Origin of the sequence: Streptomyces sp. NPDC085944 (assembly GCF_040686295.1) — a bacterium.
In the GTDB taxonomy this organism is placed as follows: domain Bacteria; phylum Actinomycetota; class Actinomycetes; order Streptomycetales; family Streptomycetaceae; genus Streptomyces; species Streptomyces salinarius.
Window position 1 is genome coordinate 24008 of the sequence record NZ_JBFBJX010000016.1, and the last position, 14427, is coordinate 38434.

Annotated in this window: 14 protein-coding genes; 4 read left to right on the forward strand and 10 right to left on the reverse strand. The window is 72.9% G+C overall.

Going from position 1 to position 14427, the window contains the following annotated elements; genetic code table 11:
• Positions 1–68 precede the first annotated feature (68 nt).
• Positions 69–425, forward strand: a complete 357-nt coding sequence (locus AB0P07_RS27985) for a cytidine deaminase (RefSeq protein WP_365555397.1) — start codon at positions 69–71, stop codon at positions 423–425.
• 65 nt (positions 426–490) lie between these two features.
• The gene (gene era / locus AB0P07_RS27990) at positions 491–1444 is read left to right on the forward strand and encodes a GTPase Era (protein ID WP_365555399.1); all 954 of its coding nucleotides are present in this window, start codon (positions 491–493) and stop codon (positions 1442–1444) included.
• A 235-nt stretch (positions 1445–1679) separates the two neighbouring features.
• On the opposite strand, the gene AB0P07_RS27995 is transcribed toward era, so the two are convergent.
• The 5 genes from AB0P07_RS27995 to AB0P07_RS28015 form a co-directional block, all read right to left on the reverse strand.
• A complete protein-coding gene (locus AB0P07_RS27995; protein ID WP_365555401.1) occupies positions 1680–2186 on the reverse strand; it encodes a DUF4262 domain-containing protein in 507 nt (168 codons plus the stop codon).
• Positions 2159–2344 carry an HNH endonuclease signature motif containing protein gene (locus AB0P07_RS28000; protein WP_365555403.1) on the reverse strand — a complete coding sequence of 62 codons (186 nt, stop codon included), beginning with the start codon at positions 2342–2344 and terminating at the stop codon, positions 2159–2161. The genes AB0P07_RS27995 and AB0P07_RS28000 overlap by 28 nt, the downstream gene beginning before the upstream one ends.
• A gap of 22 nt (positions 2345–2366) precedes the next feature.
• Positions 2367–2795, reverse strand: coding sequence for an FG-GAP repeat protein (locus tag AB0P07_RS28005; protein ID WP_365555405.1), 429 nt, complete (start codon positions 2793–2795; stop codon positions 2367–2369).
• Positions 2796–3188: 393 nt separating this feature from the next.
• The gene (locus AB0P07_RS28010) at positions 3189–4241 is read right to left on the reverse strand and encodes a PfkB family carbohydrate kinase (RefSeq protein WP_365555586.1); all 1053 of its coding nucleotides are present in this window, start codon (positions 4239–4241) and stop codon (positions 3189–3191) included.
• Positions 4242–4547: 306 nt separating this feature from the next.
• Entirely contained in the window at positions 4548–5843 is a 1296-nt protein-coding gene (locus AB0P07_RS28015; RefSeq protein ID WP_365555588.1) for a glucarate dehydratase family protein, read from the reverse strand.
• Positions 5844–6154: 311 nt separating this feature from the next.
• Between AB0P07_RS28015 and AB0P07_RS28020 the strand changes: the two genes are divergently transcribed.
• Complete coding sequence (locus AB0P07_RS28020) at positions 6155–7504, forward strand: MFS transporter (protein WP_365555407.1); 1350 nt, start codon at positions 6155–6157, stop codon at positions 7502–7504.
• A gap of 20 nt (positions 7505–7524) precedes the next feature.
• Here AB0P07_RS28020 and AB0P07_RS28025 read toward each other — a convergent pair whose 3' ends face one another.
• The 5 genes from AB0P07_RS28025 to AB0P07_RS28045 form a co-directional block, all read right to left on the reverse strand.
• Entirely contained in the window at positions 7525–8523 is a 999-nt protein-coding gene (locus tag AB0P07_RS28025; protein ID WP_365555409.1) for an adenosine deaminase, read from the reverse strand.
• A gap of 20 nt (positions 8524–8543) precedes the next feature.
• Positions 8544–9449 carry a ribonuclease Z gene (locus AB0P07_RS28030; protein WP_365555411.1) on the reverse strand — a complete coding sequence of 302 codons (906 nt, stop codon included), beginning with the start codon at positions 9447–9449 and terminating at the stop codon, positions 8544–8546.
• 18 nt (positions 9450–9467) lie between these two features.
• Positions 9468–9821 carry a histidine triad nucleotide-binding protein gene (locus AB0P07_RS28035; protein WP_365555412.1) on the reverse strand — a complete coding sequence of 118 codons (354 nt, stop codon included), beginning with the start codon at positions 9819–9821 and terminating at the stop codon, positions 9468–9470.
• A gap of 326 nt (positions 9822–10147) precedes the next feature.
• On the reverse strand, positions 10148–13351 hold the full coding sequence (locus tag AB0P07_RS28040) for a PDZ domain-containing protein (RefSeq protein WP_365555414.1): 3204 nt from the start codon (positions 13349–13351) through the stop codon (positions 10148–10150).
• Positions 13352–13418: 67 nt separating this feature from the next.
• Positions 13419–13922, reverse strand: coding sequence for a hypothetical protein (locus tag AB0P07_RS28045; RefSeq protein WP_365555416.1), 504 nt, complete (start codon positions 13920–13922; stop codon positions 13419–13421).
• A gap of 99 nt (positions 13923–14021) precedes the next feature.
• Here AB0P07_RS28045 and AB0P07_RS28050 point away from each other — a divergent pair, with 99 nt between their 5' ends.
• Positions 14022–14399 (forward strand): hypothetical protein, encoded by a 378-nt coding sequence (locus AB0P07_RS28050; protein WP_365555418.1) that lies wholly within the window; start codon positions 14022–14024, stop codon positions 14397–14399.
• Positions 14400–14427: the final 28 nt, after the last annotated feature.

A 14427-nucleotide genomic window follows, 5' to 3' on the forward strand; every position in this document is an offset into this window, starting at 1 on the left:
GCGGGCGGGAGCGGACCGGTGCCGGGGTGAGCGGACCGGCGCCCGGCGGGGCTACGTATGCTCACCCCATGACCACCGAGACCCCCGGCCTCGACCCCGAGGACCGCAAGATCGTCACCCTGGCCCGCTCGGCCCGCGCCCGCAACGGCGTGCCCGAGGGCGCCGCCGTACGCGACGAGACGGGCCGCACGTACGTCGCCGGTACGGTCGCCCTGGACTCCTTGCAGCTCAGCGCCCTGCGCACGGCGGTGGCGATGGCGGTGGCGTCCGGCGCTCAGTCCCTGGAGGCGGCGGCCGTGGTGACGGAGGCGGAGTCGGCGTCGGCGGATGACCGGGCGGCGGTACGCGACCTGGGCGGCCCACAGACGCCGGTGCTGGTGGCTTCGCCCGACGGGACGGTGCGGGAGACGGTCAGCGCGGGCTGACGCTCGCGGGCCCGGCGGGCGACCGTGGTACGGCGGGGCTTCGGGGATCAGGGACAATGGGCGCCATGAGCGTTCGTACCCAGTCATCCGAAGAACCGGCCGAGGCTGTTCACCGGGCCGGCTTCGCCTGCTTCGTGGGCCGCCCCAACGCGGGCAAGTCCACCCTCACGAACGCTCTGGTCGGGCAGAAGGTGGCGATCACGTCCAACCGCCCGCAGACCACCCGGCACACGGTGCGGGGCATCGTGCACCGCGAGGACGCCCAGCTGATCCTGGTGGACACCCCGGGGCTGCACAAGCCGCGCACGCTGCTGGGCGAGCGGCTCAACGACGTGGTGCGCACCACGTGGGCCGAGGTGGACGTGATCGGCTTCTGCCTGCCCGCCGACGAGAAGCTGGGCCCGGGTGACCGCTTCATCGCGAAGGAACTGGCGGGGATCAGGAAGACCCCGAAGATCGCGATCGTCACCAAGACCGACCTGGTGGACTCCAAGACCCTGGCCGAGCAGCTGATCGCCGTCGACCAGCTCGGCAAGGAGCTGGGCATCACCTGGGCGGAGATCGTCCCGGTGTCCGCAACGGCCAACCAGCAGGTGGACCTGCTCGCCGACCTCCTCACCCCGATGCTGCCCGAGGGCCCCGCGCTCTACCCCGAGGGCGACCTGACCGACGAGCCCGAGCAGGTCATGGTCGCGGAGCTGATCCGGGAGGCCGCGCTGGAGGGCGTCCGGGACGAGCTGCCGCACTCCATCGCGGTGGTCGTCGAGGAGATGCTCCCGCGCGAGGACCGCCCCGCCGACAAGCCGCTGCTGGACATCCACGCCAACGTCTTCATCGAGCGCCCCAGCCAGAAGGGCATCATCATCGGCCCCAAGGGCAAGCGCCTCAAGGACGTCGGCATCAAGTCCCGCAAGCAGATCGAGGCGCTCCTCGGTACGCCTGTCTTCCTGGACCTGCACGTGAAGGTCGCCAAGGACTGGCAGCGCGACCCGAAGCAGCTGCGGCGCCTCGGGTTCTGATTCTGACCTTCCGGCCTACCGACTGAGCAGGGCGGGCAGGGCCGTCGGCCGCGTGCCCGGCAAGCGTACAAGCCGGTGGGCTGACGGTCTCACCCGACAACGTCCCGAATCTCAAGCAGCCAATCAATCCAGAGCTCGCCGCTCTCGGGGTCGGCACGAAGTCTCTGGCATGATCCGGTACCCAATAGGTTCCTGGCCGCCCGTCCTGGCTGGTTGAGGCCGAGAACGACGCCCGCTACTTCAGGGACTGCCGAGCATTCAGCCATGCGGACGCACCCGGATCGCCTGGAAAATTCCCATCCTTATCTGGCCAACACAGCTGAAGCACCTCAAACTCTCGACCACCATAGAACTCAGTGGCTTGCACGAGAACATCGGGCTGCGCGCTTACCGACACCGACCGGAAACGCACGGCGAACGCCTCGAGAACACCGTCCGAGACACTTCCGTCGCTGAATATTGCCCCACTTTCGAGTTCCGCGTGAGCGGAGCTCAACACGCCTTCAGAGGCCCCCTCGGGAAGGCCCGCAACGACAATCTCCGGATGGCCGAAAGTAGCCGCAAACCCGATAGTGTACGCGAAGGGTGACAACTTCCCGTCCGGATCGAATACCCAAATCCAACTCCACCCCTCCCTCGCAATGTCCTCGCGAATTTTCGATTGGATTGCGTTCGCGTTTACATGAGGTTGTTCACTCATCACTGACCCTCTTGTCAATTGTCCGACTTGGCCCTGTTGCATACCCGACACAGTAGCTGCCCGTTGGAGGGATCCCCCGATCCGCCACGCGACTTAGGCACGACGTGGTCTATCTGCCATTCATCCTTAGGGGGCGTCACCCCGCGTTGGGATTTCGCTGGGCGAGTCACTTCCTTGCCACATATTTCGCAGGTAGGCACCCCATATTTCTGCTTATTGGCGTCAACGACTTTGCCTTTTCCTGCTGGCGTAAAGGGCTTCGACAGCCAAGAGAACGTGCACGGCTCCCGCGTCCTGCGCGTCCACCACGTCCGTGTAGGGCGCGCCGACGACGAGGTCGCTGCATCCGTCGCCGTTCAGGTCCGCCTGCGCCAGGCTGAGGCCGAACTCGGCCCCCTCCTGAGCACTGCCCCGCACCTCGTCACTGTCCTGGTCAAAGCGCTCGGGCCCCAGTCCCGTACCGCCGTAGACGACGGTCACGGCACCGGCGCGCTGCTTGCCGCCGACGGTCGCCTCCGGGTCGGCAACGACCACGTCACGCACACCGTCGCCGTTGAAGTCCGCATCGACTCCACCCGCCCCGCAGGCGGCCACCGCCGAAGCCGGGCTGTCCGGTGCCGCGACCGTCATGAGCCCGACCAGCGTGAACACCGTGACCACGGGACACCAGACGCTTCCGCGCTCGGGTGTATCCCTCATGCCGACCCGCCCCTCCGTCAGCGTCACAGAAACACCACAGATCGCACATCGATCAATCACAGGATTGTCGAATCCGCGACGCCCCCGTCGCTCCCGCCAGAAAAGGGCGTGAAAGGGTCGTCGTGCGGGTTCCTCGGGCGATCCGGCGAGTTCGGACCGGGACGGACCCGGCTCGGTCCGAGAAGCACGGGCGACGGCCTTCGCAGCGGCACGGCGGCCGGGTGAAAGGGGCGCCTCGGAGCAGCACGCAGCCGGGGTCGGGGTCGGCTTCCGGTGCAGGTGCCGGCCCGCGCCGGCAGCCGCTGGGGAGGGCACGCCCCCGCCACGGCGCCGACCGGGCGAGCGTCAGGCCGGGGGACGGAAGCCGATGGTCGGGACCGCGCGGCGCAGTGGCCAGGAACCCGGTGGGACGTCGGGGACCAGACCGGCCAGGAACGCGTAGCGGCTGAGGGCCGTCGGGTCCTGGCCCTCGACCGACTGGACCTTGCGCCACCAGGTGGCGATCTCGCACCAGCCGGGTGCCGACAGCGAGCCGCCGAACTCCTGCACGGACAGCGCGGCGGTCAGGCCCGCGAAGGCCAGGCGGTCGGCCAGCGGCCAGCCGGCCAGGGTGCCGGTGACGAAGCCGGCCACGAAGACGTCCCCGGCGCCGGTCGGGTCCAGGGCCTCCACCTCGATGGCGGGGACCTCGGCGCTCTCCCCCGTGCGTCGGTCCACCGCGTAGGCGCCGTCCGCGCCGAGGGTGACCACGGCGAGCGGCACGTGCTCGGTCAGGGCGTGCGCGGCGGCGCGGGGGCAGCCGGCGCCGGTGTAGCGCATGGCCTCCTCCGCGTTGGGCAGGAAGGCCTCGCAGTGCGCGAGGTCGGGCAGCGCGGCCAGGTCCCAGGCGCCGGTGTCGTCCCAGCCGACGTCGGCGAAGACCCGGGTGCCGCGGGCGGCGGCCTGGGCGATCCAGGGGGAGCTGACGCCGGGCGTGAGGGAGGCGACGGCGGCACGGGCGCCGGGCGGGCAGTCCGGGGACGGTTCCTCGGGGGGCGGCTCGTGACCGTGGGAGACCATCGTGCGCTCCCCGTCGTACGCCATCGAGACCGTCACCGGCGAGTGCCAGCCGGGCACGGTGCGGGACCAGGACAGGTCGATGCCCTCGCCCCGGGCGAGCGCGTCCCAGCAGTAGTCGCCGTAGTGGTCGTCGCCGAACGCGGCGGCCAGCGAGGTGCGCAGGCCGAGGCGGGCCAGCGCGGTCGCCATGTTGGCGATGCCGCCCGGGCTCGACCCCATCCCCCGGGCCCAGGACTCGGTCCCGCGCACCGGTGCGGAGTCGAGCCCGGTGAAGATCACGTCGAGGAAGACGGTGCCCGTCAGGTACACGTCCCAGGGCGGGTCCTGCGGGGTGCGCAGAGCGGCGAGAGGATCGGCCTCGCGCCGTCGGTGCGCTCCCTCGCCCTGGGTGTGGCGGTGCGTCCGCCCGTCGGCCGGCACGGCGTGCTCGGCCGGCACGGCGTGCTCGGCCGGCACGGCGGGCTCGGCCGGCACGGCGGGCTCGGCCGGCACGGCGGGCTCGGCCGGCACGGCGGGCTCCGGGGCGGTGGACACGAACACAGTGGACACGGAGGAGGCTGTCACGGTGCGCTCCCTGGCATGGTGCGGTTCAGGCCAGTGTGCACCACACCGCCGACAACCCGGCGCAGGAAGCGGGACGGCCCCTCACCAGCGCGGCACGGACGGGGTGACCCACGTGGGGTCGGCGACCCGCATCGCCGCCGCGTCGTCGCGGTCGCGGAGGGTGCCGTCGTCGTCGAGCCAGCGGCGGTGGAGGAACGCCAGCTTGTCGCGGTCGAGTTGGACACCGAGGCCGGGTGCGTCGGAGACGGCGACCTTGCCGGCCTCGAAGGTGAGCCGTTCGGTGAGCACGTCCTCGGACTGCCAGGGGTAGTGGGAGTCGCAGGCGTGGCGGAGGTCGGGCACGGTGGCCGCCACGTGGGTCATGGCGGCGAGGCTGATGCCGAGGTGGGTGTTGGAGTGCATGGAGACCCCGACGCCGAAGGTGCGGCAGACGGCGGCGAGTTGCCGGGTGTTGCGCAGCCCGCCCCAGTAGTGGTGGTCGGAGAGCACGACCTGGACGGCGCCCTTGGTGAACGCCTCCGGTATCTCCGCGAACGTCGTCACGCACATGTTGGTCGCGAGCGGCACGCCGGTCCGCGCGGCGACCTCGGCCATCGCCGGGGTGCCGAGCGCGGGGTCCTCCAGGTACTCCAGGACGTCCCCGAGTTCCGCCGCGACCCTGAGCGAGGTCTCCACGGACCAGGCGCCGTTGGGGTCCAGGCGCAGCGGGTGGCCGGGGAAGGCCGCGGCGAGGGCCTTGACGGCGGCGATCTCCTCGTCGGGCGGAAAGACGCCGCCCTTGAGCTTGAACGAGGTGAAGCCGTACCGCTCGGTGAAGGCGCGGGCCTGCTCGACCACGCCCGCCGGGTCGACGGCGGCCCCCCAGTCGTCCTTCTCGCAGGCGACGCCCTCGGGATGGTCGGCCCACTTGTAGAAGAGGTAGGCGCTGTACTCGACGGCGTCGCGGACCTTGCCGCCGAGCAGGGCGTGCACGGGCAGGCCGAGCGACTTGCCGAGGGCGTCGAGGCAGGCGACCTCGAAGCCGGAGACGACGGAAAGGCGTAGCTTGTCGGCGGTCTGGACGCCGCGCAGCCCGCCGACGTCGACCTGTCCGGAGACCCGGGAGTCGTCCACGGCGACCTCGTCGGCGAGGGCGAACAGACTGTTCAGATCGCTGACCCGGCGGCCCACCAGCCGGTCGGCGAACGGGCGGGCGAGGTCCAGGTACTTGGCGTCGCCGTAGGTCTCGCCGACGCCGGTGATCCCGCCGGCGGTCTCGACCTCGACGATCAGCCGGGGGGTGTACGGCTGGTGCACGCCCTGGGTGTTGAGCAGCGGCGGGTCCGCGACGAGGATCGGCGTGAGGCGGACGGCCGTGACGGTGAGGTCGGCGGACACAGGGGCACCCTTTCCTTCGTCCATGTATGCGAATGAACGCTATGTAAGTGAATGCGCGGCGTCAATGACTCGTCCGCGCGCAGCAGGAGTCCGCAGGTCGGTCGCTGCCGGAACCGGCTCGCTCCACTGATGCAAGCCGCCTCTGTTACCCAGCCCTCAGCCTCACAAACAACTATGTGACCTAGATCACACCTGCCCACCTGTTTCACGCCACCCCGCGCTTGATACAAATTGCCCGCGCGCCCCTCTCGGTCGACGGGTCGTCGCCCCCTCCCTTCACACCGTCCCTTTCGCATGCCCTGGGAACGCCCGTGTTCGCCCCCCGCACCACTCCTTGGCCCCTCGTCGCCCTTTTCACGGCCGGGTATCTGCCTCCGTATCTGCTGCCCACCACCGTCGGCAGACTCGACACCAGCCTTCCGCTGTCCACCACGCAGGCGGGCGCCGTCGGCAGCGCGCTGCTGCTGAGTTCGGCGACCGCGGGCTTCCTGCTGGCCTCCCGCATCCAGCAGCTCGGCGCCCGGACACTGGCCCGCTTCGGGCTCGCGCTGGCCGTCCTCGGCTACGGCGCCGCCGCGTGCACCACCGCCGTCCCTGCCGTCGTCGTCGGCGCGGTCGTGGGCGGTTTCGGTTCGGGGACGGCCAGCACGGTCGCCGCCGGCCGGATCGCCGCCGAGCACCAGCCGCACCGCGCCTCGACCGCGGGCCTGCTGAGCGTGTCGGCGCTGGCCGGCGCGGTGTACCTGACGATCCCGCACTTCGGCCGGTCGCACGGCCTGCCGCTGGCCGCGATCGCGCTGACCGCGCTCGTGGTCTGGCCGCTGACCGACCGGCTGCCGGGCGCCGCGGCCACGTCGGCGGGCGGGCCCGGCACCGCAAGCACCGCCCCGCTCCCCCACCGCCGTTCGGGACTGGCCCTCGCCGCCACCGTCCTGCTCTGGTCGCTCGCGCAGAACTCGCTGTGGGGTGTCAGCAGCCGCATCGGACTGACGCAGGCGAAGCTGGGCGACGCCGCACTCGGAGCCGTCCTGGCCGCCGCACTGTGCGCGGGGCTGGTCGGCGTGCTGGCGGCCGGGGCCCTCGGGCCGCGGCTGGGGCGGGCGATGCCGATAGGCGGGGGCACCGCACTGATCGCGGTGTGCATCGCGCTGACCGCGTCCGCGACCGCCCCCGCGACCTTCGCGACCGGCCAGATCGCCTGGAACACGCTGTACCCGGTCGTCCTGTCGTACCTGATCGGCCTCGCCGCCTCGCTCGACCCGCGCGGCCGGTGGGCGGTCCTCGTCGGTTCGGCGTCCTCGCTGGGCACGGCGGCCGGTCCGCTGACCGGCACCACGCTGGCCGCGCACGCCGGGTACGCCGGCATGGGCCTGGTGCTCGGCGCGGGACTGCTGCTGGTCGCCGCGCCGATGACCGCCGTCGCCCTGCACACCGGCGGACGCCCGCTGCTGCCCGGCGCGATCCGCCGCCGCGGCGGCACCCCGGCCGCGCTGGTCGCCGCCGCCACGGGCACGCCGAGCGGTGCGGTGCCGGAGGTCGGCGCCGTGGAGCAGCCGGTGGTGGAGATCGACGTGGAGGCCCCGGCGGTGGCCGTCCAGGGCGCCTACGACACGGCGGGACCCCGGCAGGCGGCGGCCGCGCCGGGGTCCGGGACGGGCTGAGACCACGCGCGCGGGAACCGCTACGCGGCGGGGAACTCGTACGCCTCGACCTCCGCGAGACAGCGCGCCCGCAACTCCTCGTCGTCCTCCAGGAAGGAGGCGAGGAACGAGTTGCGGGCCAGCTCCCGCAGCCGCTCCCCGGTGAGGCCGAGGGCCTCGCGCACCGCGTCGAAGTTGTCGCCCGCGTAACCGCCGAAGTAGGCCGGGTCGTCGGAGTTCACCGTGCACATGAGGCCCGCGTCGAGCATCGCGGGCAGCGGGTGGTCGGCGAGCGTGTCGACCGTGCGCAGCCGCACGTTGGACAGCGGGCACAGGGTGAGCGGGACGCGCTCGCGCACCAGCCGCTCGACCAGCGCCGGGTCCTCCACCGAGCGCAGCCCGTGGTCGATCCGCTCCACGCCGAGGACGTCGAGGGCCTCGACGACGTACGCGGGCGGCCCCTCCTCGCCCGCGTGCGCGACCCGGCGCAGCCCGAGGGCGGCGGCGGCCTCGTACACCTCGCGGAACTTCACCGGCGGATGGCCGACCTCGGCGGAGTCCAGGCCGACACCGGTGATGCGGTCGAGGTACGGCCTCGCGGCGTCCAGCGTCGCCATCGCCGACTCGGCGGACTCGTCGCGCAGGAAGCAGAGGATCAGCCGGGTGGAGACGCCGTGGTTCTCTCGACTGGCGCCCAGCGCCCGCCACAGCCCCTCGACGACCGTGCCCATCTCCACGCCCCGGGCGAGGTGGGCCTGCGGGTCGAAGAAGATCTCCGCGTGCCGGACACCCTGCGCGGCGGCGCGGGCGAGGTAGGCGTTGGCCAGGTCCTCGAAGTCCCGCTCGCTGCGCAGGACGGCCATCAGCTCGTAGTACAGGTTCAGGAAGGACTGGAGGTCCTCGAAGCGGTACGCCTCGCGCAGGGCGTCCTCGTCCGCGTACGGCAGCGCGACCCCGTTGCGGGCGGCCAGTGCGAAGGCCAGCTCCGGCTCCAGGGTGCCTTCGATGTGCAGGTGCAGTTCAGCTTTGGGCAGGGGCATCAGAGCATCGTACGACCGTTCTACCGGCGTTTCGGAACCGGGACGCGGGTGAGGTCCCTGGCCACCGTCAGCTCCCCCTCGTAACCGGCGGCGCGCGCCTGCCGCTCGAACTCCTCTGGGTCGGAGTAGCGCTGGCTGAAGTGGGTGAGCACCAGGTGCCGTACGCCCGCGTCCCGGGCCACCCGGGCGGCCTGCCCGGCGGTGAGGTGGCCGTGGTCGGTGGCGAGCGCCTCGTCCTCGTCGAGGAAGGTCGACTCGATGACCAGCAGGTCGCAGCCCTCGGCGAGCGCGTGCACGCCCGCGCAGAGCCGGGTGTCCATGACGAACGCGAACCGCTGGCCGCGGCGGACCTCGCTGACCGCGTCGAGGGGTACGCCGTTCAGCGAGCCCTCGCGCTGGATGCGGCCGACGTCGGGCCCCTTGATGCCGTGCGCGGCGAGGCGGTCGGGCAGCATACGGCGGCCGTCGGGCTCGGTGAGCCGGTAGCCGTACGACTCGACGGGGTGGGAGAGCCTGCGGGCGTCCAGGGTGTAGGCGGGGGTGAGGGCGAGCGGGCCGTCGTCGGCGACCGGGGCCTCGGTGAGGACGACGGTCTCGCGGTAGGCGGTGGCGTACCGCAGCCGCTCGAAGAAGCGCTGCCCGGAGCGCGGGTAGTGGGCGGTGATCTCGTGCGGGACCTGGTCGAGGTTGATGCGCTGGATCACGCCGGCGAGGCCGAGGCTGTGGTCGCCGTGGAAGTGGGTGACGCAGATCCGGTTCAGGTCGTGGGCGGCGACCCCGGCGCGCAGCATCTGGCGCTGCGTGCCCTCGCCCGGGTCGAACAGGATGCCCTCGCCGTCCCAGCGGAGCAGGTAGCCGTTGTGGTTGCGGTGCCGGGTCGGGACCTGGCTGGCGGTGCCGAGGACGACGAGTTCGCGTACGGACACGGTGTCTGCCGCCTCGGACTATCCGGGGGGCCACTCTAGGCCGCGGCCGCCGAGCACGTGGGCGTGCGCGTGCCAGACGGTCTGGCCGGCGCCGCTGCCGGTGTTGAAGACGATGCGGTAGCTGTCCAGCTTCTCGTCGCCGGCGACGGCCTGGGTCTCGCGCAGGACGTCGGCGGCGAGCTGCGGGGCCTCGGCGGCGAGGGCGGCGGCGTCCTGGTGGTGGGCCTTGGGGATCACGAGGACGTGGGTGGGGGCCTGGGGGTTGATGTCCCGGAACGCGACGGTGGTGTCCGTCTCGCGGACGATCGTCGCGGGAATCTGCCCTGCGACGATCTTGCAGAACAGACAGTCGTCCTGTGGTTCGCCAGCCACTTGGCTCTCCTCACGCCGGTGATCTTCTGGAGGCATCGTATCGGCCACCGCCGCAACTGTGGGCAGTCGTGCCGCCGTCCCTCCAGCTGCGGGCAGTCGTGCCGCTTGGGGCGGCACGGGTGGGCGCGGGCGGCACCCCGTTCCGCCGGGCCGCGCTCCCCGCCCGAGCCGGCACGTGCACCGCGCGCCGTGGTGGGCCTCGGGTGGGTGCGCTCGCCGGCGCTTGCCGGGTGCCGCTGCGCCCACCCGTGCCGCCCCAGCGGCACGACTGCCCGCAGCTGGGGGGCGTGGCGACTGCCCGCAGCCTTGGTCACGGGCGCCGCAGGCTAGGGCAGGCTCGGCGGTGTCTTCGCCGGGGTTTCCTCCAGGGCCGCCAGCGCGAGCGTGATCGCCTCGTCCAGTTGGGGGTCGCGGCCCGCCGCGTGGTCCTGCGGGCGCTGGGGGACCTCGACGTCGGGGTCGACGCCGTGGTTCTCCACGCCCCAGCCGTACCCCTCCAGCCAGAACGCGTACTTCGGCTGCGTGATCAGTGTCCCGTCCACCAGCCGGTAGCGGCTGTCGATGCCGATGACGCCGCCCCAGGTGCGGACGCCGACGACCGGCCCGATCCCCAGCGCCTTGATCGCCGCGTTGACGATGTCGCCGTCCGAGCCGGAGAACTCGTTGGCGACCGCGACCACCGGCCCGCGGGGCGCGTCCAGCGGATAGCTGGACGGCCGCATCCCGCGCGGCAGGTCCCAGCCGACGATGCGCCGGGCCAGCTTCTCCACCACCAGCTGGGAGGTGTGCCCGCCGCGGTTCTCGCGGACGTCGACGACCAGGCCCTCCCGGGCGACCTCCACGCGCAGGTCCCGGTGGATCTGGGCCCAGCCGGGGGCCTGCATGTCCGGGACGTGCAGGTAGCCGAGCCGCCCACCGGACTTCTCGTGGACGTAGGCGCGCCGGTCGGCGACCCAGGCGTGGTAGCGCAGCGGCTCCTCGTCGGCGAGCGGGACGACGACGGCATGCCGCACCTCCCCGCCGCCGGACGGCGAGATGGTCAGCTCGACCGGCTTGCCCGCCGTGCCGACGAGCAGCGGTCCGGGCCCGGTGACCGGGTCCACGGCCTGTCCCGCGACCGCGACGATCGCGTCCCCGGCACGCACGGCGACACCGGGCGCGGCGAGCGGGGAACGGGCGTTGGGATCGGAGGTCTCGGAGGGCAGCACGCGGTCGATGCGCCAGGTGCCGTCCTCGTGGCGGGAGAGATCGGCGCCGAGCAGGCCCTGCCGGGCACCGGAGCCGTGGCCGCCGCGCGGGGTGACGTAGGCGTGCGAGGTGCCGAGTTCGCCGTGCACCTCCCACAGCAGGTCGACCAGGTCGTCGTGGGTGGCGACGCGGTCCAGGACGGGCCGGTAGCGGTCCAGGACACCGTCCCAGTCGACACCGTTCATGTCGGCCCGCCAGAAGTGGTCCCGCATGATGCGGCCGGTCTCGTCGAACATCTGCCGCCACTCGGCGGCCGGTTCGACGGTCTGGCGGACCCGGGCCAGGTCGACGGTGATGTTGGTGTCGCTGTCCTCGTCGCCGGAGGCCCGCCGGTCGCTGGGTACCACCTTGAGCCGTCCGTCGGTCCACAGCAGCACCCGCTTGCCGTCGCCGCTGACCTCGTAGTGGTCGGCGTCGCCGCCGAGGTGCTCGACGCGCTGCTGGGCGAGGTCGTACCGCTCCAGCTCGGTGTTGGGGTCGGGGTCCTCCGGGTTGGCGCGGGAGGCACCGAGGACACCGGTGAGCGGGTGGCGCAGCCACAGGACGCCGTCCTTGGCGGCGCGCAGCCGGGAGTAGCGGGCGGCCTCGACCGGGAAGGGCACGATGCGGTCGGCGAGGCCCTCGATGTCGATGCGGGTGGTGGGGGTGCCCTCGCTGTCGGGGGTCTCCTCGCGGTCCGGGGTCTCGAAGGGGCGGCCGTGACGCTGCGGGCCGAAGGGCGAGGGGGTGGTCGCGGCGAGGGTGATCAGGTAGGGGCGGGCGCCCTCGACGAAGGCGAGGTCGAAGACGTGTTCGTCGTAGACCGGGTCGAAGGAGCGGGTGGAGAGGAAGGCCAGGTGCTTGCCGTCCAGGGTGAAGGCGGGCGAGTAGTCGTTGAAGCGCAGCGGCGTCGCCTCGCTCACCGACAGGTCGGTGGTGTTGGCCAGCTTGAGCTGGCGCAGCGGCTCCGGACCCGGGTGGGACCAGGCGAGCCAGGCGGAGTCGGGCGAGAAGACGAGGCCGGAGGCGTCGCCGTCCTCGCTGCGGTCGACCTCGCGGACCTCGCCGGTCTCGCGTTCGACGAGCAGGACCCGCCCGTCGTGCGAGGCGACGGCGACGCGGCTGCCGTCGGGGGCGACGGCGAGGTGCAGCACCCGGCCGAGCTGCCCGGCCGCCAAGCGCCGTGCGGTGGCGCCGGGGGCGAGTCCGGTGGCGGGCGCGAACTCCAGGGCGTCGTCACCCTCGGCGTCCGTCACCCACACCACCCACTCCTCGCCCTCGGCGCGGAAGGTGCGCGGCAGCCGGTTGCGCACGCCGGGTGTGACCGCGAGCGCGCGGGCGGGGCCGGAGCGGTGGGTGACCCAGTGCACGCCGCCGCGTACGGCGACGGCGCTGCCGCGCGCGGTGTGGTCGGGGGACGCGGAGCCGAACCAGCGGGCGGCGTTGACCGGGTACGACTGGAGGTCGACGCGGGCGCCGCCGAGCCGGACGTCCAGGCGGCGCGGTTCGGCGCCGTCCAGGTCGTCGAGGGTCCACAGCTCACCGGCGCAGGAGTAGACGACACGGGTGCCGTCGGTGGCCGCGTGGCGGGCGTAGAAGCCGTCGATCGGTGTGTGCCGGCGCAGGTCGGAGCCGTCGGCGAGGGAGGAGTAGAGGGCGCCGGTGCCCTCGTGGTCGGAGAGGAATGCGATGCGGTCGCCGACCCAGAACGGGTACTCGATGTTGCCGTCGAGGTCGGCGTGCAGGCGCACGAACTCGCCGTCGTCCTCGCGGTCGATCCACAGCTTGCCCGCCGTGCCGCCCCGGTAGCGCTTCCACCAGGCGGCCTCGCGGCCCATCGGTGCGGAGAGCAGCACGGTGTGCGGGCCCTGTGCGACGTCGCCGACGGGGCCGTACGGCAGGGTGGTGGCCGGCCCGCCGTCGAGCGGGACGGCGCGGGCCCAGCTGCGGCGCAGGCTGGCCTCGCCGTAGGTGCTCAGGGCGAGGACGCGGCCGTCGGCGGTCCAGCCGCGTACCTGGGTCCGGCTGCTGCCCCAGTGGGTGAGGCGCTTGGCGGGGCCGCCCTCGACGGGGGCGACGTGCACCTCGGGGGCGCCGTCGCGAGTGGAGGTCCAGGCGACCGTGGTGCCGTCGGGCGAGATGCGCGGGTGGTTCACCGGTACGTTGTCGGCGCTGACCCGCCAGGCTCGGCCGCCGTCGAGCGGGGCGAGCCACACGTCGTCCTCGGCGGTGAAGGCGACCAACTCGCCGTGCGGGTGCGGAAAGCGGAGGTAGGCAGGCGCTGCGGGCTGAGTCACGTCCATACCCTATGCAGGGGCGCGGCCCGCCGACAGAGGTTTGGATCACTTCCCGGCCATGGCCGCCGTCCGGTCACTTGCCCTCGACCGGGCCGCAGTGCGGGTCCTTGGGACACCAGACGGTCCGGGTGACGGTCACGGTGGGCCCGGGCCGGTCCTGGGAGGGCCGGTCCTGGGAGGGCCGGTCGGCGGGCGGCGCCCCGGTGGCGTCGCAGTTGCCCAGGCCCTTGACCCGGAACCACTGCTTGCCGTCCACCTTCGCGGTCAGGTTCCCGCGCACGCAGGCGCCGTTGACGACCTTGGTGACCTTGCCGTCGACGGTGATGTCCTGGCCGGCGTCGGTCCTGCCCTCGCAGTGGACGGAGGCGACCGCGTCATCGGACGCCGAGGCCGTGGTGCCCTTGTCGCCGTAGGAGGCGGTGCAGGTGAGCCAGCGCACCTCCGCCTTCTGCCGCTCCAGTTCGCGGGTCACGGTCTGGTCGGTCGTGTACGCCACGGTCGCGGTGCCGAGTCCGCCCGGTTCGCACGCGACGACCCCACCGACGACGACGGCCGAGCCGACGACCACCGGAGCCATGCGCCAAATCCGCCTCAATGCCCCCATGGAGGGCATCCTGCCACCGCCCGGGAGCCGACGGTAGGGCGCATACGGCCACTCCTCACTACCGCGGGCGCCATGGGTGACGACCGCAGGCAGCGCAGGCTCGTCGTGGACGCAGGCACCACCTGGCTGTGGAGTCACCGGCAGAAGCGGGGGTGCGACGGCGTCCGGCGGGACGCGCTGACGCTCCACCGGGACGGGGCCCGGGTCCGGTTCGTCTTTCGCGCGGGCGCTCCCGACTCCGGCCACTGGACCACGGAGGGCGGCCACTGGTACGAGGGCTGCGTGGGCGACGATCGCGGCAACCTGCTCAACCTGCGCGAACCCGGAGCCGTACGGGCGCTGGTCGAGGAGGCCGGGCGGCGGGCGCCGTTGCCCGGGCCCGGGGGTCGGCCGGTGGAGCTGGACGGCTGGCAGCTGTTCCCCGCCGTGGTCGCCGCCGACGACGACTGACCGGAACCGGCACGGGGTCCGGCGCCGG